Source organism: Paenibacillus sp. YAE3, assembly GCF_057546105.1.
On the sequence record NZ_BAAIYF010000002.1, the window covers coordinates 545,507 to 568,333 of the forward strand.

Below are 22,827 nucleotides of genomic sequence, written 5' to 3' on the forward strand. Positions count from 1 at the left end.
AGATTTTCTTTCCGACGGTTTCGTCAACCCGATTCTATTTAATCCACGTCATCGATCGTCAGCTGCCTTCCGTCCAGCTTTTCGAACAGCAGCTGCGTCTCCTCTTCCAGGTTTTCCGTGCTTTCGAACAGCTGCGGCTCCGGCAAATCCTGAAGGCTGGGAAGACCGAAATAATCCAGAAACGATTTCGTCGTCCCGTATAAAATCGGTCTGCCGATCGCCTCGGCTCGCCCCGTTTCCTCGATCAGATCCTTGTTTACCAAGGTTTGAATGGCACGCTCCGATTTGACCCCGCGGATCTCTTCGATTTCCACGCGCGTGATCGGCTGACGGTAAGCGACGATCGCCAGCGTTTCCAGCGCAGCCTGGGACAGCGACGAACGGGAAGGCGAATAGGCGAGTTTTTCGTAATAGGAGGCATGGTCCGCAAGCGTCGCCAGCTGGTAGCTGCCGGCGATTTGCATCACCTGGATGCCGCGCTGCTGCCGCTCGAAATCCTCCTTCAATTCTTTTAACGCGTCTTCGACCAGTTCCGGCCTGTGATCCACGATTTCGGCGATCTGTTTGACCGTGAGTCCTTCATCCCCCGCGAGAAACAGCAGCCCCTCAATAATCGATTTCAATTTCGGAAAGTCCATGAAGCTGCTCCCCTCCTCTCCATTCCATTACGATATCATCGAACAGCTTTTCCTGGTAGCACAGGATTTGCTTCATTTTCATCAGCTCCAAAATAGCCAAAAAAGTCACGACAATCTCATGCCTTACCATGTCTTCGTGCAAGAGCCGGGAAAACAGCACTTTCCCCCCAGGTCCCGACTCCGAAAGGACGTCCACGACCTGCCGGATCCGGTCCTTAACCGAGATTTCGTCGCGTTGGATCCGGGTGTAGCTTGTCCGACGCACCGCTTTGCGGAGCGCCTTCTGAAAGGCGGCGACCAGGTCCGCGGCATGCAGCCCCCGCACCGGGTTTTCGTTCACCTGCGGCACCCAGGGCGTCAAATCTTCGGGTTCTTTGGCATAAATCAGGCTGCGCTCCCATTCCCTTTCCTGCAAATGTTTGGCGATGCCTTTGTATTTTCGGTATTCGATCAGCTTCTGCACCAGCTCCGCGCGCGGATCGATGTCTTCTTCCTCGTAAAAATCGAATTCATCCATTTCGAACACCGGCGGTTTCGGCAGGAGCAGCTTGCTTTTAATGGACAACAGCGTTGCGGCCATGACGAGAAATTCGCTCGTAATATCGAGCTCCAGCTCCTGCATGGTGTGCAAATATTCCATGTATTGATCGGTAATCTCGCTGACGGGGATATCCTGGATATTGATTTCCGCTTTGTCTATCAGGTGAAGGAGCAAATCGAGCGGACCCTCAAATGTCTCCAGTTTATATAATACTGTGTTCACGGCTTATCCTCCGTCCATAAAATGAGCTTCTACTATTATATATTAAAAAAATGCAGTGCCCCGTGTAAAGGCGCTACATTTAAATAAGCACGATATCGCCGCATTCGTCAAGCCGGGCCGTCCCCGCCGCATCAGCCCTTTAGGGCTCCCAACGTCAACCGGCCCGTGATTTGCCGTTGATAGATGACGTACAGGGAATGGTATCCGGTTTTTCGCTTCATTCGGCAACTACAGCAAAAGCATCGCTTCCGCGCCAAAAAGGCACCCTTCATGCCGAAGGATGCCTTGTGCTGCCGTTAACCGGCTTTCATTTTATTTGAACTGCTTCGTCAGGTTCGCCATCTCGATCGCCGACACCGCCGCCTCGTAACCTTTGTTGCCGGCTTTGGTGCCTGCTCGCTCCACGGCCTGTTCGATGCTGTCCGTCGTCAAAACGCCGAAGATGACCGGAACGCCGGTTTTCAGGCTCGTTGCCGCTACGCCCTTGGCGACCTCGTTGCACACGACGTCATAATGGGAAGTCGCCCCGCGAATGACCGTGCCCAGCGTGATGACGGCGTCATATTTGCCGCTTTCGGCCATTTTGCTGGCGATCAGCGGAATTTCGAAAGCTCCTGGCACCCAGGCGACATCCACTTCTTCGTCCAAAGCCCCGTGCCGCTTCAGTCCGTCCAAGGCCCCGCTAAGCAGCTTGCTTGTAATAAATTCGTTGAATCTTCCTACCACGATTCCGTATTTCAGTCCGCTCGATACCAAATTTCCTTCAAAAATATGCGTCATGTTTCATCAACCTTTCGTTCTTGAGTTTATTTGTTTATTCTCATGCCTTGACTTGGGCCATGCGCCCGACGAGTGTTTACAGATTCAGCATATGGCCAAGCTTTGCCCGTTTCGTTTGCAAATAACGGCTGTTGTCCTTCCCGGCCTCCATCTGGATCGGCACCCGCTCCACCACCTCGAGGCCATGGCCTTCAAGGCCTTTGATTTTCCGCGGATTGTTGGTCAACAGACGGATTTTCGATACGCCCAAATCTTTCAAAATTTGCGCGCCGATCCCGTAATCGCGCAGGTCTGCCGGAAATCCGAGCTGTAGGTTCGCATCCACCGTATCCAGTCCCTGCTCCTGCAATTCGTAAGCCTTCAGCTTGTTGATCAAACCGATGCCCCGGCCCTCCTGTCTCATGTACAGCAGTACGCCGGTACCCTCCTGCTCGATCTGGCGCAGCGCAGCGGCGAACTGCGGGCCGCAGTCGCAGCGCAGCGAATGGAAGACATCGCCGGTCAAACATTCGGAGTGGACCCGGACGAGCACCGGCTCGTCGCCCGAAATCGTTCCCTTCACGAGCGCGAGATGTTCCTTGTCGTCGACGTCGTTGGTATAGGCAACAGCCTTGAATTCGCCGAATTCCGTCGGCATCCGCACCTCGGCCGCCCGGTGCACCAGCTTCTCCCGCTCATTCCGGTATTTGATCAAGTCCTGGATCGAGATGAGCTTCAGCCCATGTTTTTTTGCGATCCCCTGCAGATCCGGCAGTCTTGCCATCGTGCCGTCTTCTTTCATGATTTCGCAGATGACGCCGGCCGGCGCCGAACCGCTCAATACGGCCAGGTCCACCGCAGCTTCCGTATGCCCTGCGCGCCGCAGGACGCCGCCGTCTTTGGCGATCAAAGGAAACATATGTCCCGGACGCCGAAAATCGGCCGGAGCCGCCGCCGGGTCGATCAGCGCCATGGCCGTCAGCGACCGTTCCTGCGCCGAAATCCCCGTCGTCGTATTTCTATGGTCCACAGACACCGTAAAGGCCGTGCCGTGATGATCCGTGTTCTGGGACGTCATCGGCATCAGCTCGAGCGCCTCCGCCCGTTCCCTTGCCAGAGGGACGCAGACAAGCCCGCGGCCTTCGGTAACCATGAAATTGATCACCTCCGGCGTCGCTTTTTCCGCAAGAGCAACAAAATCCCCCTCGTTCTCCCGGTCCTCGTCATCCACGACGATGATCACCTTGCCGGACCGGAGATCCTGAATCGCGTCTTCAATCGGGTCAAAATGAATTGGTTCCATGATGTTCGTTACCCCCTTTTGTAGTTGCGTTGTCGGCAGCCCTGCGCGTTACGCAAAACCGTTGGACGCCAGCATATCCAGCGTTATGCCGGACCGCTCCGCGCCTTTGCCGGACGCCGCCGGCCCTAACAGCGCATGCACGTATTTGCCGATAATGTCGCATTCGATATTGACGACGCTGCCCGGCTTCAGGCCGGATAATCCGGTTTCCTGAAGCGTATGCGGTATGACCGACACGGTGAAGCTTTCGCCGTCGGTGTCGGCAATCGTCAGACTGACTCCATCCACCGTGACGGAGCCTTGCGGGATGATGAATTTGGACAAGTCCGGTTTATCCGGCACGATCTCGATCAGCACCGCGTTCTGCTCCTTGGACAGCCGCCGGACCGTGCCGGTCATGTCGGCATGCCCCTGAACCAGATGGCCGCCGAATCTCCCGCCTGCTTTCATCGCCCGCTCGAGATTGATGCGGCTTCCCGGCTTCAGCAGCCCCAGATTGGAATGGCGGTACGTCTGGGGCGTGACGTCGACGGAAAAAACGCCGCCGCCGATTTTCGTGGCGGTCAGGCAGACCCCGTTCACCGCGATGCTGTCGCCGATCCGGATGTCGTCCATGATGGCGGAAGCCTTGATCGTTAAAACCATGGCCTCCCCTTGCCTTGCAATGCCATCCAAAATCCCGATTTCCTCAACCAAACCGGTAAACATGACGTCTCCCTCCTCCTTATTGTTTTTCCCCATTCGAGCTGGCGGGCCACGCCGGTTTTCCCGAAACGAGGATGTTGTCCCCGACCTGCTCGACCTCAAGTTCATTTAACGTGATCGCATCGGCCATGCGGCGGATGCCTTCAAAATCGAAATTATGCGGGGCATGCTTGCCGCCGACGATTTTCGGAGCGATATACATCACGATTCGGTCCGCCAGGCGCGCCTGCAGCAGCTCCCCGTTCAGCGTCCCGCCGCCTTCGACCAGGATGGAGCCGATTTCCCGGCGGCCAAGCTCTTCCAAAGCTGTTCTCAGATCCACGCGAGGCCCCGCGCCGCAGGCGACGACCTCCGCCCCGAGTTCCTCCAGCATCCTGCGCCGTTCTGCCGGCGCCTGCTCCGTCGTCAAGACGACGATGGGCGAGGTGCCATCCTTGAACATTTTGGCTTCGGCCGGCATGCGAAGCCCGGAGTCGACGACGATCCGTACCGGCTGCAAGCCTTCCGCGCGTTCATGCCGCGTCGTCAGGCTGGGATCGTCGGCCAGAACCGTTCCGATCCCGACCATGATCGCCTGATGCCGATGGCGAAGGGCATGCGCCTGGAGCCGGGCTTCCGCGTTTGATATCCACTTGCTGTCGCCCGTGTCGGCGGCGATTTTCCCGTCCAACGTGCTTGCCGTCTTGATCGTCACGTAAGGCAGCTTTGTCGTGATATACTTCGCGAACTTTTCGTTCAGGCGAAGCGCTCGTTCCCGCAGCACGCCGACATCGACCTCGATTCCGTAACGGCGGAGCCGTTCGATCCCGGAGCCCGAGACAACGGGATTCGGGTCTTCGCAAGCGACGACGACCCGCTTTACCTTGGCTTTGATCAACAGGTCGCTGCATGGCGGGGTTTTGCCGTGATGGCTGCAGGGCTCCAGCGTGACGTACACCGTGCTGCCTTCGGCCTGATCGCCGGCCATCCGGACGGCATGCACTTCCGCGTGCGCGGTTCCTCGCTGCAGATGCGTCCCGAGTCCGACAAGCGCGCCGCCTTTGACGATCACGCAGCCCACGACCGGATTGATTCCCGTCTGCCCCTGCGCGCGTTCGGCCATATCCAGCGCCAGGGACATGTAAAATTCGTCATTCACGGGGAGTTCCATCGCGCAAGTCTCCTCCTTTCCGTTCTTTTGCCTGATCAACCAGGCAACAAAAAAAGCCCTCCGGATACCATCCGGGGGCTTGTCGAGAGTAAGCTAAAGACACGCGAATAAAGCTTCGCCCAATCATCATCATAGGCGGTACCCGCAACCGGGTACGGCAAAACAAAGCGAGCCTGAGTCACTTGCTTCATACGAGACGCGACGCGAAAACGGGACCTTCCTTGAAGATCGAATCCGGAGTCATCAAAAAACCCGTTTTCCGATATTCCAAGAACGAACGTCCTGAAAACACGTGAAAAGACACGTCTATGCCGCAGCTTTATTGGTGCAAACGCATAAGCATATGTACCATGCGCTTTCGCTCCTTCTCCCATCCAGACTATACTGTCGGTCCCGGATTTGCACCGGGTCCACCGTACGCGGGCGCTAAAGGCCACGCGGCCGGGTCACGGACTAAGATGCACAAGTTTCATGGCCGTACGCCATAAACGAAATGCATCATCACCGCCGGTAGGGAATTTCACCCTGCCCCGAAGGAATAAACCAATCATGCGTATACAATTGTTTGAAAGCCTGCTGAAAAAGATCAAGCCGCTTTCTAAAAGAAATGTTACCACCACTTCCGCCAAATTGCAACCTTTGCCCCGCGAAGCCGATCCTATGGCTCGCAGACGCCCGCAACGAAAGGCTTTCGGGCTTCATCAAACGAAAAAAAGCCGACGCCGGTAAACCGACGCCGGCTGTGCCGTTCGCTGACGGTCAAGCCAAAACGTTCCGAAGAGGCGTTGCCCTTCTTATTGTTCGTCCCAAACTTTGACTTCTTTCATTTTGTCGCCCGGTCTGATCGCGTCGACAAGCTCCATGCCTTTCGTCACTTTGCCGAAAACGGTGTGCACGCCGTCCAGATGATGCTGCGGCTCGTACACGATAAAAAATTGGCTGCCGCCCGTGTTGCGTCCGGCATGCGCCATGGACAACACGCCTCTCTCGTGCTTCGTCGTGTTCGTTGCGGTTTCGCAATCGATGGTGTAACCCGGACCGCCGGTGCCGTTTCCGATCGGGCAGCCGCCTTGCGCCACGAAACCAGGGATCACGCGGTGGAACGTCAGGCCGTTATAAAAGCCGGAATTCGCCAGCTTTTCGAAGTTTGCCACCGTGTTCGGCGCTTCTTCCGGCAAAAATTCTATTTCAACTACTCCGCCTTTTTCAAGTTCAATCGTACCTTTTTTCATCGGTATTCACTTCCTCCGGATATTTTCGTTTATTGGATGCTGCTTCATTCGCCAATGGACAAACACCGTTACAAGCATGTCCGCCGTTTGGACTCACTACCTGATTGTATCTTACATACAGACCCTTTTGCAATGATTTCGGGAAACGAAAAAGACCATTTCCGCATTCCCCAATACAGAAATGATCTTTTCCGTGTTTTGTTCTTCACCAATTCTTGCTTTTTAACGACGGCTGTTCCCGATCTTTCGGACCGCTGTAACTCCTTACTTCAGGACAGCCTGCTTGCTGATCCGCTCCGGGATGACGTCGTTGCCGACGATATCCTGCAGCGTTTCGCGGCGGACGACCAGATCGCTTTCGCCCTCGCGGACGAATACGACCGCCGGACGGCGAATGCGGTTATAGTTGCTGGCCATGGAATAGTTGTACGCTCCCGTGCAGGAAACAGCCAGCAGATCGCCGCTGTTTACTTTCGGCAGGTCCAGGTCCCAGATCAGCATGTCGCCGCTTTCGCAGCATTTTCCGGCAATGGAAACCGTCTCTTCGACCGGATCGTTCGCGCGGTTGGCGAGCAGCGCTTCATATTTGGATTCGTACAAAGCGGGACGCGGATTGTCCGTCATGCCGCCGTCTACGGCCACATATTTGCGGACGCCCGGAATGTCCTTGCTCGTTCCGACCGTGTAAAGCGTCGTGCCGGCGTCGCCGACGATGCTCCGGCCCGGCTCCACCCAAATTTCGGGAAGCTCGGAAGACCATCCGGAAAAATGGGTTTTAACCGCATCGGTGATCGCTTTTACGTATTGCGAAACCTCAAGCGGCGTATCCCCGTCCACATAGCGGATCCCGAAACCTCCGCCCAGGTTGACCACCTTGAACTGCACGGCAAGCTGCTCGGACACGCTTTTTGCGAATTCCGCCACGCGTTGCACCGCCATTTCAAAGCCTTCAACCTCGAAGATTTGGGAGCCGATGTGGGAATGAACGCCGAGCAGCTCCAGGTTCGACTGTTCGGACGCCAGCTTCACGGCTTCGAATGCCGATCCGTTGCCGATGTCGAAGCCGAACTTGGAATCGGTTTGACCCGTGGAGATGTACTCATGGGTATGCGCTTCGACGCCCGGCGTTACGCGGAGCAAAATTTGCACGCGCACGTTTTTCTCGGCCGCGACCGCATTCAAGAGGTGCAGCTCCACCAAGTTGTCCACAACGAAGCAGCCGATTTCGGCGTCGATCGCCATTTCGATTTCCTCCAGCGTTTTGTTGTTGCCGTGGAAATGAATGCGTTTGGCCGGAAATCCTGCCTGCAGCGCGGTGTAAAGCTCCCCGTCGGATACCACATCAAGCGACATGCCTTCCTGGTCTGCAATGCGGCACATGGCCATCGTGCAAAACGCTTTGCTCGCATAAGCGACCTGGAATTTCAGGCCGGATGCGCGGAAAGCTGTGATGTACTGCTGACAGCGCTGACGCACGAGCTCTTCGTCCACGATATAAAGCGGTGTTCCGTATCGGGCCTTGAGTTCCGTCACGTCGCAACCGCCGATTTCCAGATGCCCTGCTGCGTTTATTTGACTTGTACCATGTAAGAACATAATTCAGCATCCCTTCGCTTTCTGTGGAAAATCAAACTTCCATCTGAACTTTTACATCAGTATAACAGACAACGGAAGAGAATGAATGGATTTTTAAGCAAAACATTTGTATTTTTTCCTACGATTGATCCGTATTGTCCGGGTTAGGCGCCATTTTCGTGTTATCCCGCGTTTTGTTGAAGGATGGCCTTTTCTTCGCCTCCAGCAGCGGAAAACGGAATAATACGCTCGCCAGCGCCTTTGCATTAAAAGGTATAAACGGCCACAAATACGAAGAATTGTACGAGCGGTGCAGCGTCAGCAGCAAAACGAGCAGCGTCGTGCCGATGACGAACCCCTGCACCTTAAAGAGCGCAACGGCCACCAGGAGCACCAGGCGCACCAGCCGGTTGGCCAGCCCGAGCTCATAGCTTGGCGTCGCAAACATGCCGATGGCCGCAACGGCCATGTAGAGCACGACTTCGTTGACGAACAATCCGGTTTTGACCGCGATGTCGCCGACGAGGATGGCTGCGATCAAACCCATGGCGGACGCCAGCGGCGTAGGGGTGTGGACGGCGGCCAGCCGCAGCAGGTCCACCCCGAATTCGACCATCAGAAACTGGGCGACCAAAGGGACTTTGCCATGGTCATGAGGCCCGATGAACTGGAGAAAGCCCGGCTTCAATTCCGGATTGGCCACCAGCAGCATCCATAAGGGCAGCAAAAACATGGAGGCGACGATCCCGAGAAAACGGATCCACCTCAAATACGTGCCCATAAATGCCGTTTGCCGGTTTTCCTCGGCATGCTGGCACAGGTCGAAAAAGGTGGTCGGCATGACCATGACGCTCGGCGACGTATCGACGAACACGGCCACCCGCCCCTCCAAAATATGCGAAGCCACCACGTCGGGCCGCTCCGAATACCGGACCAGCGGATACGGATGCCAGCCTTTGTTGATGATGGCCTCCTCCAGCTGCTTATCCGCCTGCGGCAGCCCTTCGATATCCAGGCCTTTGATTTTTTCCCGGATCGAATCGACCTGCACCTTATCGACGATATCGTCAATATATGCAATGCACACGTCCGTACGTGTACGTCTACCTACCTGGACCAGCTCCGCTTTGAATCCGGGATCGCGGACGCGGCGGCGGACAAGGGCGATATTGCTGAGCAGCGTCTCGACAAAGCCGTCCCTTGAGCCCCGTACCACCCTCTCGATGCTCGGTTCTTCCGGGCTGCGCACCGGGAAGGTGCGCGTATCCAGCACGATGGCCGCCTGCTCGCCTTCGATGTACAGGGCAGACATGCCCATCAGCACCTTGTTGATCGTGGAGCTGAGCTTTCTTTCGACTTCCACCTGAATATGCGGGATATAACATTCGAAAAAGGCTTTCAGCGCATCGGTCGTCAGTTGATCCGCCGACAGGTAGGTCAGCCGCTTCAAAATTTCGAGCATGATGTTGTCTTTGGCGAAGCCGTTGACGAAAAACAGCCCCGTGCGCTGCCCCGCCAGCGTCATCTCGCGGAACACGATGTCAAAAGAGGTCCCGAGTCCCACCACTTCCTTTAACGTCGCCTTCGTTTGGTCGAGGCTCCCCGAAATGTCGTCCGTCTTTTGCCAGTAGATGACGGACTCCTCGACCGAGTCGGAGTGCTCCTTTTCCCGCTTTTTCTCCTCGGCTTTGACCGGACCCTTCTGCCGCTGCCCTTCCGCCGCCTTCATGCTTGCCCCGTTCCCGGGATCATGGCCGTTCCCATCGCCTGCGTTTGAACTCGAGGCCGCCTCTCCCTCTGCTTCCTCCGCGTCGCCGTACGACATCGCCGCGGCCGGTTTTGCCGGATCCTCCATGGCTGTTCGTTCGTTTTCATGTTCGTTCATGATCCACGCACCCCTTTCGCGTCTTACTTTCTGTACACAAACCAGTCAAACAACGAACCTGCCACTTTCCCCGTCACCATCGCCATCAAAAGGCCGAACAAAAAGCGGATCATCTTCAGCCGCTTCGCCAAGATCGGCAGGACGTTCAGCACCTCGGTCAAAGCCGCGGCCAACAGGCCGATAAACGCGCCGTGGAACAAACCGACGACCAGCCCCGACCATGGGCCCAGCGACAGCTTCCAATTCCAAAAATCAAACACGGTCCCCACCAGCGACCCCGCGACCATCGCCCCTTCGTACCAGTGTACCTGGTGGTATGAACGCGTCAGTTGGGCAAGCCTCGGAATCATGTCCAGCACGATAAACAAAGCGATCACGCCGCCTCCGACGGCAATGCCTCCTGCAATGCCCAGCAAAATTTGCACCAGCAGACCAAATGCCGTCGTGTTCAATGCGGTTCACCCTTGTTTTGCGACGATTTCATCCGTTTGTATTCCTGGGCGACGACAAACTGATCGATGTTTTCCTGGTACAGGAACATTTCCACCTCAAGCGGGGTCGGCTCCTCGTTCCATTTTTTCTTGAACAGATGGTTGAAAAAAATGACCATGCCAAACCCGATGCCAAACGAATAGGCCGCCTGGAACAGGTAAGGATGCTCGTCCCGTTTGCCCGTCAACATTTCCACCGTCCGGATCTGAACCTCCTGCATGTTGACGTCCGCATGAAAATTCATGATCGTCAGCGCGGAGCCGAAAAAAAGAAGGAGCCAAACGAGCAAAAACAGCGCGAGGGAAGGCTTCCGCGGATTTTGGACGACCTCCACCAGCACGTGGTTTTGCCCGATCGGTTCGATTTTCACCCCGGGGATAAGCTCCTGCACCTTCGGTATGATTTGCATAAGGTCGATAAGCAGTAAATTGCCGTCCCATTTTTGCGGCTCGACCAGCTCCAAATTGCGAAGCGGCGCCTCCCACTCCGGGTCGCTCAGGATCCGGGCGACATGCCCAAGCGTCACGACCCTGCCCTGCGTGATCGGCACGCGGCTGCGCAGCTGCAGGTATACCGTAGGAGCCGAATTCGATGACATTCCTATCACTCCTTTGCTGCCTCAATGACGTTAGTATAGGAAAAAGCTCCGTTTTCTACTCCATCGATACCATTCCTGGACGTTTTTCCTTGTTTTTCGAGAACAGCCCACTAGAAAACAAAAACGGACCGGCCCAAGGAAAAACATCCTTAGAACCGGTCCGCCGCGCGTTTACTGCGCAATCTGATCACGGATCAGCTGCAATATTTTCTTTTCCAGGCGCGACACCTGCACCTGGGATATGCCAAGCCTGGAGGCCACCTCCGATTGGGTCTGATCCCGGTAATACCGTAGGTACACAATCAGCTTCTCGCGTTCGGAAAGGCCGTCGATCGCTTCGTTCAGGGCCAGCTTGTCGAACCAGCGCTCCTGCGAATCGTCGGCGATTTGGTCCATCAGCGTAATCGGATCGCCGTCGTTCTCAAAGACGGTTTCATGGATCGAGGTCGGGGGCTTGTTCGCCTCTTGGGCAAATACCACTTCCTCCGGCGTGACCCCGAGTTCTTCGGCCACTTCCTTCACGGTCGGCAGCCGATCCAGGTGTTTCGACAGCTCGTCTTTTTTCTTCCGGACTTTGTTCGCCATTTCCTTCAGCGAGCGGCTTACCTTAAGCGTGCCGTCGTCCCGGAGGAACCGCTGAATTTCGCCGATGATCATCGGCACGGCATACGTCGAAAATTTAACGTCGTAGCTCAAATCGAATTTATCCACCGACTTCAGCAGACCGATACAGCCGATCTGAAACAAATCCTCCGGCTCATAACCGCGGTTCATGAACCTTTGTACAACGGACCAGACGAGACGGATGTTGCAGTTTACCAGCGTATCGCGGGCCATGCTGTCTCCGGCCTGGCTCAGCGCGATCAGGCGTTTGACTTCCGCATCTTCCAGATAGGTCTGCGAAGGTTTTTTCACATCAGCATCCATGCGCCCAACCCCTAATTATACAAAGCTTTCTTGGATTCAATCCTTTTCTTCATCCTGATCGATGTACCGGAGCCGGGTTCGCTGGAAACTTCAAATTCGTCCATGAAGTTTTCCATGATCGTAAATCCCATCCCTGATCTCTCCAGTTCAGGCTTTGACGTGTACAGCGGTTGACGGGCCAGATCCAAATCCTCGATGCCTGCCCCTTTGTCTTCGACGGTGATGGTCACCGTATCGCCGACGATTTCGGCGTTGATCGTGACGATTCCTTCGGGATTGCCGTCATACCCGTGAATGATGCTGTTCGTGACCGCTTCGGAAATGACGGTTTTCAAATCGCTCAGCTCGTCCATGGTCGGGTCCAGCTGGGAGATAAACGCCGCGACCGTCACCCGCGCAAAGGATTCGTTTTCCGACTTGGCGGAAAATTGGAGCGTCATGAAATTGCGCTGCACCTCTTTTTTCTCCGTCATGACACGACCTCCAATCCCGAAAGCGCCTGGCCTTCGTTATCATAAATAGGCATGATCTTAAACAGCCCGGACATGTCCAACAGACGATAGACCGCCGCATTGACGTCGCATACGGCCATTTTTCCGCCTTTGCTTTTGATCAGCTTATACCGTCCCAAAATCACTCCCAAACCGGAACTGTCCATAAACTGCAAATTTTTAAAGCTGAGCACCAAATGCTCCGTTTGTCCTCTCTGGATCGCTTCGTCCAGCTGTAAACGGACATGGTCGGCGGTATGATGATCCAATTCGCCCGAAAGGCGGACGATCAATGTTTTGCGGTGATGCTCCATTTCCACTTGCAGATTCACGCCTGCTCACTCTCCTTCCTGTCGCTTGAACAAGGATTTCTACGCAGCGAAAAGAGATTCCTGCACCCCGACAAAACTAGAAGAAAACCGCTATCAATCTACAAGGAACAATTTCGAGGCCGTGCGCTTGAACAGCTTCCACCATCCGGCTTTGCCGACTTGCTCCGGCGATTTCAGCTCGAACTCCTTGAGAACTTTGTCGCCTTGGTACACGACCAGCTTGCCGAGCACCTGTCCGGCCTGCACCGGCGCTTTGACTTCCTTCGGCACCTGCAGCTCGTGGCGGATGCCTTCGGCATTGGCCGTCCTTTTCAGCAGCACGCTGTAGTTTTGTCCGGCGGTTAAGGTCAGTTCCTTAACGTTCCCTTTGTTGACCTTGACCGTTCCGATCGTGTCGCCCGGTTTGAACAGGGTATGCATGCTGTATTGCGAGAACATGTAGTCGAACATTTTGGACACTTCTTCGTTGCGCGTCTTCGTGTTCGGTTCGCCGAGCACGACCGCCACCGCCCTCAGATCGCCTTTGACCGCCGTTGCGGACAGGCAAAATTTCGCTTCGGACGTGTATCCCGTTTTCAGCCCGTCGGCCCCCGAGTAGAACCGGACAAGCTTGTTCGTGTTGACCAGCCAGAACGGATTTTTGGAATCTTTGCGCAGGTAATCCTGGTAAGAGCCCGTGTATTTCGTAATGTCTTTATGTTTCAAAAGCTCGCGGCTGATGACGGCAATGTCGTGGGCCGAGGAGTAGTGGTTTTCGGCGGGCAGCCCGTTGCAGTTGGCAAAATGGGTATCCCTCAGCCCGAGCGCCTTCGCTTTGTCGTTCATCATTTGCACGAACGCTTCTTCGGTCCCCGCGATTTTTTCCGCGATGGCCACCGAAGCGTCGTTGCCCGATGCCATGGCGATGCCTTTAAGCATTTCGTCAACGGTCATTTCTTCGCCGGGCTCCAGGAAGATTTGCGAGCCTCCCATGGAAGCGGCGTATTCGCTGGTGCGCACCTTGTCGGTCAGCTTCAGCTTGCCGGAGTCGATCGCCTCCATCGTAAGCAGCATCGTCATAATTTTGGTAATGCTGGCCGGCGGCAGTTTATCATGGCTGTTTTTCTCGTAAATAATAGTTCCCGTATTCGCATCCATAAGGATGGCGGACTTTGCGTTTGCCGCCAAATCCGCCTGCCCCGTCTGTTTGGCCTTTTCCTCCGCAAATCCTGCCTGCGGGAATGCCGCGGCCGACAGGCATGCCGACAGCACCACCGCCAATAGTGTCTTCCTCAAAATAAGTCCCCTCCTGACTCTCGTCATTTTGATCTTGAGAATTTTGCAAACCCGAAAAATAGCCGGCTGAAAACGAACGGAAGCGGAAATATGTTGCAAAATTCAAATCCTGCTGTTTTCCAGTGTCGTCAGGTTCCGAGAAAAATATTCCATGGATCGGCGGACTTATGAGGAAAATTTTGGGTAAAACGCAAAAAAAAATCCGCAGGTCACCTGACCTGCGGACATCCTTTCGGCATGTTGCCATAAGTACGCTAGAACATAAATTACATCTGCGGAATAACCGCCAGCACGAGGCTCAAAAACTTGTCCCGGGCCAGATCGGTCGTTTCCATCACTTCGTCGTGGGAAAGAGGCTGGTCCAAAATCCCCGCCGCCATGTTGCTGATGCAGGAGATGCCGAGCACCTCGAGGCCGGCGTGGCGCGCCACGATCGTTTCCGACACGGTCGACATGCCTACGGCATCGGCGCCCAGCGTCCGCAGCATCCGGATCTCGGCCGGCGTTTCATACGAAGGCCCGAGCATGCCCGCATATACGCCTTCCTGCACCTCGATGCCTTTCGCGGCGGCGATCGTCTTGAGCGTCTGGCGCAAACGGCGGCTGTAGCCCTCCGACATATCCGGGAAACGCACGCCAAGCGCCGAATCGTTTGGACCGATCAGCGGGTTTCGGCCCGTCAGGTTGATATGGTCGGATATGACCATCAAATCGCCGGGCTTATAGGATGTATTTACGCCTCCCGCCGCGTTCGTGACGAGCAGGCTTTGCACGCCCAGTTCCTTCATGACGCGCACCGGGAACGCCGTTACTTCCGGACCGTATCCTTCATACATGTGGAAACGCCCTTTCATCATGACGACGGCGCGGCCTTCGATCGTTCCGAGCAAAAGCTCGCCGTCATGCCCTTCGACCGTCGATACCGGGAAATGCGGAATATCCTGATAAGGAATCGAAATGCCGTCCTGGATCAAATCCGCAAGAACGCCAAGCCCGGATCCGAGAATCAACCCCACCTCGGGTTTCAAACCGGTTTTGCCTTGAATGTAAGCCGCCGCTTCGCGGATCACTGTCTGATTAATCATTGTCATTTCCGTTTCGCTCCTTCGACATCGTTAAATACGCCCGCTCCCGCGGATGATGGCTTTGGTACACGTCCTTCATCGCTTTTTTGGTCAACAGGCTATAGATTGGAGCCGCGGACATATCGCTGTGCCCCAGCATCTCCTGGACGGAACGGATATCCGCCCCGTCCTCGAGCAGATGGGCTGCAAAGGAATGGCGCAGCGTATGCGGGGTAATATCCCCGTCAATGCGTGCTTCCGCGGCATATTTTTTTAATATTTTCCAAAACCCTTGGCGGGTCAGCCTTGTCCCAAGATTGTTCAGGAAAAGCCCGTTTTCCCGTTCATCCTTGACCAATTGAGGCCGTATCCGATGGATGTATGTACTCACGGCTTCGGCTGAAATGCTGCTGATCGGCAGCACCCGCTCCTTCCCCGAGCTGCTCGTGCAGCGGAGAAACTTCATGTCGGGATACACGTCTTCCACGTTAAGCGACGTCAGCTCGGAGACCTTCATCCCCGTCGCGTACAGCAGCTCCAGCATCGCCTTATCGCGGATTCCCGGCGAAGTCGAGAGGTCCGGCGCTGCCAGCAGGCGCTCCACCTGTTCGACGCTTAATATTTGCGGAACTTTTTTTTTCGGTTTCGGCGACTCCAAATACAGCGTAGGGTCCTGTTCCATCAAAGACTCCTTGACCATGTAATGAAAGAAGGAACGGAGCGAGACCAGCTTCCTCATGACCGTGGATGCCGTAAACCCGCTTTGCTTCATTTCATTCATATGCATGGATACATGCAGCTTTTTGATCTCGTCGACCGATTGAATCCCCTGCCGCGAGGCAAACTCGAAAAACTGCCGCAGATCGCGTTCATAGGACTCAAGCGTGCTTTGAGACAACCCCTTCTCTTCACCCAAATGGCGGATGAAGGATTCTACGTACTGTATCATAAGTCAAATAAAGCTCCTTCAAATAGATTTTGCAGATCCGTTCATGAATCGGACAGCCCCCCGGATTTCTTTGTCGTTCCCCTTACTCACCGTACCAATAAAAGAACCGCAGCCTGTCGCCCATCATTTCGCCCGCCGGGGCCTGGTCGGAGGGGTGGAAAGCCTTAACGGCATGCCCTTCCGGAATCCGGTAATGGTCGACCGGCGTAATCCATGCCCCAATCAGACTGAATAGCTGGTACAAAGCGTAGGTAAGCGCGGCAAAAACAAGCAGAAATTTCAATGTCGACAGGCATTTTCTCACCGATATAATCATTCGGATCACACCTTTCGGCTGATGGCTGGGAAAATCGAAAAAAGCGAAGCATAAGCGCTTCCCGTTACACAGCTTATGAACATGCGCCTTGCGATATGACAAGCCCTTCGCCCCCGCCTACCAAAAAAGCCCCCACCGGCAAACATCATGCCGGCGAGAGCTTGTGATCTTGGAGGATCGTGATCCGATGGATTAAAGTTTCGACTTGCCCGCTGTTTCGCTGCGTTCTTCCTCTTCTTTCGCCTTGCAGCGGTAACAGATGCCGTGGAAATCAAGCCGATGATCGGACACCGTAAAATTAAACTCGCGTTCCAGCCGCTCTTCCAGCGGCCCCAGCCAGTCCTCGCGGATTTCATCCATGCTGCCGCATTTCACGCAAATCAGATGATGATGGTGGTGTTTTGCGGTATCCGTCCGCAAATCATACCTTGCAACGCCGTCGCCGAAATTGATTTTTTCAACGACATGCAATTCACTTAGCAGCTCAAGGGTACGGTACACGGTAGCCAGACCGATTTCAGGAGCTTTTTCTTTGACGAGCATGAAGACGTCTTCCGCACTCAGGTGATCTTCTTCATTCTCGAGCAAAACTCTGACGGTCGCTTCCCGCTGGGGTGTCAGCTTATAGCCCTGGGATTGCAGTTGTTGTTTGATTTTATCGATCCGCGCTTCCATTTTCTCCCTCCCCACAGGAAAATCACTGTACCTATGCTATATCATATCTTTTATTATAGAGGGAGTTGCGCGGCAAAGTCAAACCATTTTGCTCATGATCCGGGCACCGCCGCCGTCTCCAGCAGCACGGGAGTCACCCATTTCATCATGCTTGGCGTCACCCACGTCTCGAACGAGGACACGCCGAGCATCAGCAGGCACATCACCAGCGTCAAACCGACATAACGCGCGAAAGGACGCGTAACATTGACGCGATTATGCAGCATCACCCTGTTTTTGATCACGTGCAGCGAAAACGCGATCGCCGAGACGCTGGACACGATCAGCACGGGAATGATCAGCAAATTGGACGGGGCAACCGACACGAGCGCAAACAGCAGCCCTTTCCATGAAAACTGCCCGACGAGATAACCGACCGTGAACCCGATCAGCACGCCCTTCAGAAAATCAAGGATAAGAATGCCCGGCAGCCCGATAACGGACAGGCCGAGGAACCAGATCAGCCCGACCCATTTCAAATGCAGGCCGGCGATGCTCCAGAAAGACTGCGCAGTGCCCGAACCGGCTTCGTTTTGGTCTACCGTCATGAAAAAGTTTTGAAGATACCGCCCGAGATCCTGCTGCTGCTCCAGCGACAACGCATTGACCATAAGAGCCCCGAATATGACCCCTACAAGAAACAGCACGGCAACAAAAATGTATAGAATATTTTGCTCCTTCAAGGTATGGCGGAAAGTTCGCATTTGACGGATCTCTCCCTTCCTGTCACATACCTCTACTCTATGAAGACAAGCGTCCGACTATGACTTGTCGGTAGATACGTCTACCTTTCCGTATGTCCCTCCGCCGCCGGCCGACAGCGACAGCGTGCCGTTTCTCGCCATGACGATTTGACGGGCCATTGTTTCCCCGACCGTCCCGGCGAGCTCCTCTTCGGACGCCCGGTGCAAAATCGCCATTTCGGTGCCGAAACGCTCCAGAAGCTTTTTCCTCGTGGCTTTTCCCAGGCCCGGAATGAACTCGAGCGGCACCTGATAATGATAATTTGGCCGTCCGTCCGGCTGCACGGGCTGTTTTCGGTCGGCGATGTCCAGGATCCGGTCGAGCACCCCCTGCACTTTTTTCAAGCTGCCGCAATGGGGGCAGGCTCCCGTCATCGCCTCCTCCCCGTCAAGGATGCGGCTGCAGCCGAGGCAGTAAGTCCGGTGGTACTTCCCGAGCCGGGGGTTCAGGCCGAAATTGGCCGTCACGCGGCGTCCCTCCGATTGGTCCAGCGCCATCGCGAATTCGCGGAAGCCCGGCTCGGCAAGCCGGATCCGGTTGTACTCCCTGCCGATTTTGCCCAAGGAATGCGCGTCGGAATTCGTGACGAACGTAAACCGGTCCAGCTCGGATATCAGCCCCGCCATCTCCGAATCGGCGCTAAGCCCGAGCTCCACGCCGCTTACCATGTCCAGGTCCAGCACGTCGGACATCCGCGGCGCCACATTGCCGTAGATTCCTTTGTGCGGGGTAAACACGTGGGCAGGGATCATGATGCCGCCCCTGGCGTAAATTTCCTCCTGCAGTTTCCGCGCCGTCACGTAAATCCGTTGGGAACTCAGATTGACGTTTTTCATATGCCCGGCCATCCAATCGGTGAAATGACTCATGACCGCCAGGTCCGGAAAATAGGCAAGGAGATGGGCCGCCCCTTTTCCTTCCTCATAGATTTCGATTTCGCTGCCCAAGAGGATCGTCGTTCCGCGATAGGCGATGCCGCCGCCGGGAAGTTCCGTCATTTCGCCGGATTCCAGGCAGTCGATGATATCCTTTTGCACTTCGGGCGAATGGCAGTCGATGATGCCGATCAAATCCATGCCTTTGCGGCCGGCGGCCTCTTTGGCGATATTCGCGAACGTCAAGTCCTTGCTTCCGCTTATTTTTACGGCCTGTCCGGAAGTCGTCCGACCGATATGGATGTGCAAATCGGCATAAAATTCCTTCAATGTTGGGCGGGGATCTCCTGGTGTCATGCTGCCGTCAGGTAACGTCATATCCGGAACTCTCCCGTCAGCTGCTGCAGCTTCCAAGCATAAACCGCCATGATCGTTTTGGCATCGCTGATTCTCCCCGATTTCACGGCCTCCAGCGCTTCTTGCAAGGTCATCTCGTAAAGCTCGAGAAATTCATCCTCGTCCGGTACGGCTTCCCCGCTTTCCAGCCCTTCCGCTACATATAAATGGATCAACTCGTCCGCAAAACCCGGCGAAGTGTAAAACGAATGCAGCAGCCGGATTTGTTGGCATGTATACCCCGTCTCCTCCTGGAGCTCCCGTTTGGCCGCTTCAAGCGGATCTTCTCCTTTTTCGAGCTTCCCGGCCGGTATTTCCAGCTCGCAGCGCCCCATGGCCTGCCGGTATTGATCGACCAAAATGATTTTGTCGTCATGGATCGCCAGCACCGCCACGGCGCCGGGATGCCTCACGATTTCCCTGGAAGCCGTGCCGCCGTCCGGCAGCTTGACCGTGTCGATTTGGAGCGAAATGATGTTGCCCTCAAATACGGGTTTCGTGGAAACCGTGACTTCGTCGAGTTTTGGATTCGAATATGAAATTGGTTTCAAAGCGTCTCTCTCCTTGATCCGGCTTTGCAAACGTCCTCTATGGTTTCTATGAAATTTGCAAGCCCTATATTTTAAAAACAAGCATGTTTGAACAGACTGACACATATGGTGTTATTATAACAAACTTCACGCAGGAAAGAAGGAGAGCCCCTTATGAAGAGCTACCGCACGGAGACCTCGATCCATATGGTTGGTCAAGCCTGGCAGATCCGGATCATGCTGAAACAGTGGATGAAAGAAACCGAACCCCGCGCCCCTCTAAGCGCGATACTCGGGAGAGAAGCGGCCTTAAGACGCACGGATGCCGGATCGCGGTGATCCCGAATATGGAAAAGATATAAAAAAATGTGAAAATTGTCATGGTTTTTTGGATTTTCTCGTTTTTTTTGCTCGTCCCCTATAACCATTTCATATTTGCGTTGTTTTATATAACGGAGGGTCTCGTATGAAGAAAGACCAAGCATTGTCCCTGCTTCAAACCAAACCTGAATCTTCTACGTTTCATTACAAATCAGGATTATGGTATCGCACGCGCGGAATGGATGCCGCTGCTCTTTCGTGTTTCGAGAAAGCCCTTTCGATCACCAGGTCCGGCGAGAAAACGGCGGATCCTTCATTCGACGAATCCTTGTGCTGGATGGAATACGGCAGGCTGCTGAGGCAGCTGGGCCGCCATCATGAAGCAGGAATGGCTTTCCGCGAATGTCTCGCAAGGAAGCGGCACATCCCGGAAGCACTCGCGGAAATCGGATTGCTTCTCCGCCGGTCGGAAATAAGCGACGGGGATCTCCGGATCCGGTTAACCGCGGTCGCCTCCGAATTCATCGAAGATCCGGCGCTTCATGTAGCGGAAACGCTTTGGGCGCTAGGAGCTTATGCTTCCGCTGCCGAACTCTATGCTTCCCTAAGCCCTCCTGAAAGATATACCGACAGAAACCTGGCCCAATACATTTTATGCTTAATATATATAAATCAATTCAAAGAAGCGCTGTCCCTATTATCACGAAAAACCATGCAGCAAGATCGCGTGCTTCTGATTACTGCCCGGCATAGGATCAGAACCGCGGAAGCCATCCATGTATGCAAACTGTGCCTGCATGGTAAGAACGGAGGAGATATCGGCATGCCTGCTTTATCACGCTACGAAGCTTTGGAAACCGCCAAAACCGCCATTGCCCTCGGCAAAGTGGAAGAAGCTTTGGCTATTTTGTCCAGTCCGACGGAGCATGAATACCATGAGCTCATTTATACCTTGTACAAGCAAGGATACCGCGAGCTTGCCGCTTCGCGGATCGCCGGGATGGAACAGCTCCCCTTGTACGACCGCAGCCAGATTTCCCTTGAACTTTGCTTCATCGCCGCGGAAATCCAATACGACGAAGGAAATTACGAAACGGCGGCTTCCATCTTTGAGGCCATTTACAACACGGATCCCAACCATTCGGCTTCGAGGTTCGGCGCGGCCTCCTGTTATTTGCAACAAACGAAAAAATCGCTGATGGCCCGGCTCGAAAACACGATCGTCGGCAGCGAGCATTTTCTCCAAATCGAACGTTATCTGAACAACATTACCCGCGCGCTGCACATTTTGAATATTACGGAATGGCACACCCGTTGGACACCTGCCCAGATGCGCAATCACGGAGCGTCTTCCGCCGTTATGCTGCATTAGGCCGCAAGAAGAGAGGGGCCCGTTAAAAAAGGCTGTTACCGCGGCATGGCATGCCGGCCGGTAACAGCCTTTGGTTGGTTGGGCCTTATTTCGTCGTCTCGCGGACAATGCTGATGACCATTTCCGCCGCTTTGACCATGTCCGCCGCGCGGATTCGTTCTTTGGTGGTATGGATGTTCTCGTAACCAAGCGCCAAATTGACGGTCGGTACCCCCATGCCGTTAAAAATGTTCGCGTCGCTGCCGCCGCCGGAATGGAACGTGCGGCTCGGAAGCCCGATATTGGCAATGGCCCGCTGCGCCAGCTTCACGACGTCGTCGTTTTCGTCGAAGTTGAACGCCGGGTAGACGATTTCGCTGATAAATTCGCAGGTCGCGCCGCATTCCTGAACGGCGCTTTCAAGCGCTTCGCGCATATGTTCGATTTGCCGTTCGACTTTGTCCTGCACGATGCTGCGGGCTTCCGCGTCGATTTCGACGTAATCGCAAACGACGTTGGTCGCGCCGCCGCCGGCGAATTTTCCGATGTTGGCCGTCGTTTCATGGTCCAATCGTCCGAGCTTCATCCGGGCGATCGCCTTGGAAGCCACCTGAATCGCGCTGATGCCGTCCTCCGGATTTACGCCCGCATGGGCCGATTTGCCGAAAATTTTCATCTTCATTTTCGCCTGCGTCGGAGCCGCTACCGCAATGGCGCCGATCTCCCCGTTGGAGTCGATGGCGTAGCCAAGGTCCGCATCCAAATATTTCGGATCCATGGAGCGGGCCCCCAGCAGGCCCGATTCCTCCCCGGCCGTAATGACGAACTGGATTTGTCCGTGTTCGATGTTCTGCTCTTGAATGACTTTGATGGCTTCGAACAGGACGGCGATCCCCGCTTTATCGTCGGAACCGAGAATCGTCGTGCCGTCGCTTGTGATCCAGCCGTCCGCGCCGAGCTGCGGCTGAATTCCTTTGCCGGGCGCCACCGTATCCATATGGCATGTAAAGAACAGCTTCGGAGCTTTGACACCCGGCGTGCCTGCCATGGTGACGATCAAATTCCCCGCCCCGTGGCCCGTTCTGCTCTTCGAGTCATCTTCGGTCACGCTCAGCCCGAGATCCGAAAATTTTCTTTTCAGGACTTCCGCGATCTCTTCCTCATGACCCGTTTCGCTGTCCACCTGGACGAGCTCCATGAATTCTTCCACCAAACGGTCTTGTCTGATCATTGGACTTTCCTCTCTCCCTGCGTTTAAGTTACAATAAACATAGCTGTCCTAACATCAAAATGACATGTTATCCAAGCTAATACATCATCTATCGAAAAAGGAGTAGCTATGCAAAACAAGAAATGGTTTCGCGTGTTTGTTTACCTGATGCTGTTCGCCATGTTCGGCTCCGTCATTTTCGGAGTGGTCGAATCCCTGATCGCCCGCTGAT

General features: G+C 54.9%; 26 protein-coding genes and 1 riboswitch. Of the genes, 3 read left to right on the forward strand and 23 right to left on the reverse strand.

All coding sequences use genetic code 11. The annotated features are described in order from the left end of the window. Positions 1-38 precede the first annotated feature (38 nt). The 22 genes from scpB to AC27KL_RS05515 all read right to left on the reverse strand — a co-directional run bounded on the left by scpB (position 39) and on the right by AC27KL_RS05515 (position 19,734). On the reverse strand, positions 39-638 hold the full coding sequence (gene scpB, locus AC27KL_RS05410; protein WP_036714552.1) for an SMC-Scp complex subunit ScpB: 600 nt from the start codon (positions 636-638) through the stop codon (positions 39-41). After that, positions 607-1,401, reverse strand: a complete 795-nt coding sequence (locus AC27KL_RS05415; RefSeq protein WP_487169089.1) for a segregation and condensation protein A — start codon at positions 1,399-1,401, stop codon at positions 607-609. Before AC27KL_RS05415 ends, scpB begins: the two co-directional genes overlap by 32 nt. A 312-nt stretch (positions 1,402-1,713) precedes the next feature. Beyond that, complete coding sequence (gene ribH, locus AC27KL_RS05420) at positions 1,714-2,181, reverse strand: 6,7-dimethyl-8-ribityllumazine synthase (RefSeq protein ID WP_036714547.1); 468 nt, start codon at positions 2,179-2,181, stop codon at positions 1,714-1,716. Positions 2,182-2,257: 76 nt separating this feature from the next. Continuing rightward, positions 2,258-3,463: a bifunctional 3,4-dihydroxy-2-butanone-4-phosphate synthase/GTP cyclohydrolase II gene (locus tag AC27KL_RS05425; protein ID WP_487169090.1), complete on the reverse strand. Its 1,206-nt coding sequence runs from the start codon at positions 3,461-3,463 to the stop codon at positions 2,258-2,260. A 48-nt stretch (positions 3,464-3,511) separates the two neighbouring features. After that, positions 3,512-4,171: a riboflavin synthase gene (gene ribE, locus AC27KL_RS05430; protein WP_036714545.1), complete on the reverse strand. Its 660-nt coding sequence runs from the start codon at positions 4,169-4,171 to the stop codon at positions 3,512-3,514. Between the two features lie 16 nt (positions 4,172-4,187). Then, on the reverse strand, positions 4,188-5,318 hold the full coding sequence (gene ribD, locus AC27KL_RS05435) for a bifunctional diaminohydroxyphosphoribosylaminopyrimidine deaminase/5-amino-6-(5-phosphoribosylamino)uracil reductase RibD (RefSeq protein ID WP_487169091.1): 1,131 nt from the start codon (positions 5,316-5,318) through the stop codon (positions 4,188-4,190). 358 nt (positions 5,319-5,676) lie between these two features. Beyond that, a riboswitch (FMN riboswitch) is annotated at positions 5,677-5,860 on the reverse strand. A 252-nt stretch (positions 5,861-6,112) separates the two neighbouring features. Beyond that, complete coding sequence (locus AC27KL_RS05440) at positions 6,113-6,550, reverse strand: peptidylprolyl isomerase (RefSeq protein ID WP_339324280.1); 438 nt, start codon at positions 6,548-6,550, stop codon at positions 6,113-6,115. Between the two features lie 264 nt (positions 6,551-6,814). Then, positions 6,815-8,146, reverse strand: coding sequence for a diaminopimelate decarboxylase (lysA, locus tag AC27KL_RS05445; RefSeq protein ID WP_487169092.1), 1,332 nt, complete (start codon positions 8,144-8,146; stop codon positions 6,815-6,817). A 118-nt stretch (positions 8,147-8,264) separates the two neighbouring features. Beyond that, positions 8,265-9,854: a spore germination protein gene (locus AC27KL_RS05450; protein ID WP_487169151.1), complete on the reverse strand. Its 1,590-nt coding sequence runs from the start codon at positions 9,852-9,854 to the stop codon at positions 8,265-8,267. Positions 9,855-10,033: 179 nt separating this feature from the next. Continuing rightward, positions 10,034-10,462, reverse strand: coding sequence for a stage V sporulation protein AB (locus AC27KL_RS05455; protein ID WP_339324278.1), 429 nt, complete (start codon positions 10,460-10,462; stop codon positions 10,034-10,036). Continuing rightward, positions 10,459-11,100 (reverse strand): stage V sporulation protein AA, encoded by a 642-nt coding sequence (locus AC27KL_RS05460; protein WP_339324277.1) that lies wholly within the window; start codon positions 11,098-11,100, stop codon positions 10,459-10,461. Before AC27KL_RS05460 ends, AC27KL_RS05455 begins: the two co-directional genes overlap by 4 nt. A gap of 171 nt (positions 11,101-11,271) precedes the next feature. Further along, positions 11,272-12,027, reverse strand: coding sequence for an RNA polymerase sporulation sigma factor SigF (sigF, locus tag AC27KL_RS05465; protein ID WP_339324276.1), 756 nt, complete (start codon positions 12,025-12,027; stop codon positions 11,272-11,274). 11 nt (positions 12,028-12,038) lie between these two features. Continuing rightward, on the reverse strand, positions 12,039-12,500 hold the full coding sequence (gene spoIIAB, locus AC27KL_RS05470) for an anti-sigma F factor (RefSeq protein ID WP_036714538.1): 462 nt from the start codon (positions 12,498-12,500) through the stop codon (positions 12,039-12,041). Continuing rightward, on the reverse strand, positions 12,497-12,850 hold the full coding sequence (gene spoIIAA / locus AC27KL_RS05475) for an anti-sigma F factor antagonist (RefSeq protein WP_036714537.1): 354 nt from the start codon (positions 12,848-12,850) through the stop codon (positions 12,497-12,499). The genes spoIIAB and spoIIAA overlap by 4 nt, the downstream gene beginning before the upstream one ends. Before the next feature lie 93 nt (positions 12,851-12,943). After that, complete coding sequence (locus AC27KL_RS05480) at positions 12,944-14,125, reverse strand: D-alanyl-D-alanine carboxypeptidase family protein (RefSeq protein WP_036714536.1); 1,182 nt, start codon at positions 14,123-14,125, stop codon at positions 12,944-12,946. 266 nt (positions 14,126-14,391) lie between these two features. Next, the gene (locus AC27KL_RS05485; protein WP_212946876.1) at positions 14,392-15,216 is read right to left on the reverse strand and encodes a purine-nucleoside phosphorylase; all 825 of its coding nucleotides are present in this window, start codon (positions 15,214-15,216) and stop codon (positions 14,392-14,394) included. Then, positions 15,203-16,138, reverse strand: a complete 936-nt coding sequence (gene xerD, locus AC27KL_RS05490; protein WP_036714534.1) for a site-specific tyrosine recombinase XerD — start codon at positions 16,136-16,138, stop codon at positions 15,203-15,205. The genes AC27KL_RS05485 and xerD overlap by 14 nt, the downstream gene beginning before the upstream one ends. An 82-nt stretch (positions 16,139-16,220) precedes the next feature. Continuing rightward, a complete protein-coding gene (locus tag AC27KL_RS05495) occupies positions 16,221-16,454 on the reverse strand; it encodes a DUF4227 family protein (protein WP_339324272.1) in 234 nt (77 codons plus the stop codon). 192 nt (positions 16,455-16,646) lie between these two features. After that, the gene (fur, locus tag AC27KL_RS05500; protein WP_212946879.1) at positions 16,647-17,129 is read right to left on the reverse strand and encodes a ferric iron uptake transcriptional regulator; all 483 of its coding nucleotides are present in this window, start codon (positions 17,127-17,129) and stop codon (positions 16,647-16,649) included. A 92-nt stretch (positions 17,130-17,221) separates the two neighbouring features. Beyond that, positions 17,222-17,872, reverse strand: coding sequence for a stage II sporulation protein M (spoIIM, locus tag AC27KL_RS05505; RefSeq protein WP_339324271.1), 651 nt, complete (start codon positions 17,870-17,872; stop codon positions 17,222-17,224). A gap of 57 nt (positions 17,873-17,929) precedes the next feature. After that, a complete protein-coding gene (locus AC27KL_RS05510) occupies positions 17,930-19,165 on the reverse strand; it encodes an endonuclease Q family protein (RefSeq protein ID WP_487169093.1) in 1,236 nt (411 codons plus the stop codon). Next, positions 19,162-19,734, reverse strand: a complete 573-nt coding sequence (locus tag AC27KL_RS05515; protein ID WP_340999597.1) for an NUDIX domain-containing protein — start codon at positions 19,732-19,734, stop codon at positions 19,162-19,164. Before AC27KL_RS05515 ends, AC27KL_RS05510 begins: the two co-directional genes overlap by 4 nt. 153 nt (positions 19,735-19,887) lie before the next feature. Between AC27KL_RS05515 and mciZ the strand changes: the two genes are divergently transcribed. Together mciZ and AC27KL_RS05525 are read left to right on the forward strand one after the other, a co-directional pair. Beyond that, entirely contained in the window at positions 19,888-20,052 is a 165-nt protein-coding gene (gene mciZ / locus AC27KL_RS05520) for a Z-ring formation inhibitor MciZ (protein WP_487169094.1), read from the forward strand. A 127-nt stretch (positions 20,053-20,179) separates the two neighbouring features. Next, on the forward strand, positions 20,180-21,406 hold the full coding sequence (locus AC27KL_RS05525) for a hypothetical protein (protein WP_340999599.1): 1,227 nt from the start codon (positions 20,180-20,182) through the stop codon (positions 21,404-21,406). An 85-nt stretch (positions 21,407-21,491) separates the two neighbouring features. Here the strand turns inward: AC27KL_RS05525 and AC27KL_RS05530 are convergent, their stop codons facing one another. Continuing rightward, positions 21,492-22,616, reverse strand: coding sequence for a M20/M25/M40 family metallo-hydrolase (locus tag AC27KL_RS05530; protein WP_340999600.1), 1,125 nt, complete (start codon positions 22,614-22,616; stop codon positions 21,492-21,494). Between the two features lie 108 nt (positions 22,617-22,724). On the opposite strand from AC27KL_RS05530, the gene prli42 reads away from it, so the two are divergent. Continuing rightward, positions 22,725-22,826 carry a stressosome-associated protein Prli42 gene (gene prli42 / locus AC27KL_RS05535; RefSeq protein ID WP_156124714.1) on the forward strand — a complete coding sequence of 34 codons (102 nt, stop codon included), beginning with the start codon at positions 22,725-22,727 and terminating at the stop codon, positions 22,824-22,826. Position 22,827: the final 1 nt, after the last annotated feature.

Excerpts from the sequence above, each read along its gene's own strand:
- AC27KL_RS05510 (WP_487169093.1), bottom strand. The coding sequence starts at position 19,165 with ATGACGTTACCTGACGGCAGCATGACACCAGGAGATCCCCGCCCAACA.
- AC27KL_RS05440 (WP_339324280.1), bottom strand. The coding sequence starts at position 6,550 with ATGAAAAAAGGTACGATTGAACTTGAAAAAGGCGGAGTAGTTGAAATA.
- ribE (WP_036714545.1), bottom strand. The coding sequence starts at position 4,171 with ATGTTTACCGGTTTGGTTGAGGAAATCGGGATTTTGGATGGCATTGCA.
- AC27KL_RS05485 (WP_212946876.1), bottom strand. The coding sequence starts at position 15,216 with ATGACAATGATTAATCAGACAGTGATCCGCGAAGCGGCGGCTTACATT.
- AC27KL_RS05495 (WP_339324272.1), bottom strand. The coding sequence starts at position 16,454 with ATGATTATATCGGTGAGAAAATGCCTGTCGACATTGAAATTTCTGCTT.
- prli42 (WP_156124714.1), top strand. The coding sequence starts at position 22,725 with ATGCAAAACAAGAAATGGTTTCGCGTGTTTGTTTACCTGATGCTGTTC.
- spoIIM (WP_339324271.1), bottom strand. The coding sequence starts at position 17,872 with ATGCGAACTTTCCGCCATACCTTGAAGGAGCAAAATATTCTATACATT.
- lysA (WP_487169092.1), bottom strand. The coding sequence starts at position 8,146 with ATGTTCTTACATGGTACAAGTCAAATAAACGCAGCAGGGCATCTGGAA.
- AC27KL_RS05460 (WP_339324277.1), bottom strand. The coding sequence starts at position 11,100 with ATGTCATCGAATTCGGCTCCTACGGTATACCTGCAGCTGCGCAGCCGC.
- mciZ (WP_487169094.1), top strand. The coding sequence starts at position 19,888 with ATGAAGAGCTACCGCACGGAGACCTCGATCCATATGGTTGGTCAAGCC.
- xerD (WP_036714534.1), bottom strand. The coding sequence starts at position 16,138 with ATGATACAGTACGTAGAATCCTTCATCCGCCATTTGGGTGAAGAGAAG.
- sigF (WP_339324276.1), bottom strand. The coding sequence starts at position 12,027 with ATGGATGCTGATGTGAAAAAACCTTCGCAGACCTATCTGGAAGATGCG.
- spoIIAB (WP_036714538.1), bottom strand. The coding sequence starts at position 12,500 with ATGACGGAGAAAAAAGAGGTGCAGCGCAATTTCATGACGCTCCAATTT.
- AC27KL_RS05450 (WP_487169151.1), bottom strand. The coding sequence starts at position 9,854 with ATGAAGGCGGCGGAAGGGCAGCGGCAGAAGGGTCCGGTCAAAGCCGAG.
- AC27KL_RS05525 (WP_340999599.1), top strand. The coding sequence starts at position 20,180 with ATGAAGAAAGACCAAGCATTGTCCCTGCTTCAAACCAAACCTGAATCT.
- AC27KL_RS05530 (WP_340999600.1), bottom strand. The coding sequence starts at position 22,616 with ATGATCAGACAAGACCGTTTGGTGGAAGAATTCATGGAGCTCGTCCAG.
- fur (WP_212946879.1), bottom strand. The coding sequence starts at position 17,129 with ATGGAAGCGCGGATCGATAAAATCAAACAACAACTGCAATCCCAGGGC.
- ribD (WP_487169091.1), bottom strand. The coding sequence starts at position 5,318 with ATGGAACTCCCCGTGAATGACGAATTTTACATGTCCCTGGCGCTGGAT.
- AC27KL_RS05425 (WP_487169090.1), bottom strand. The coding sequence starts at position 3,463 with ATGGAACCAATTCATTTTGACCCGATTGAAGACGCGATTCAGGATCTC.
- ribH (WP_036714547.1), bottom strand. The coding sequence starts at position 2,181 with ATGACGCATATTTTTGAAGGAAATTTGGTATCGAGCGGACTGAAATAC.
- scpB (WP_036714552.1), bottom strand. The coding sequence starts at position 638 with ATGGACTTTCCGAAATTGAAATCGATTATTGAGGGGCTGCTGTTTCTC.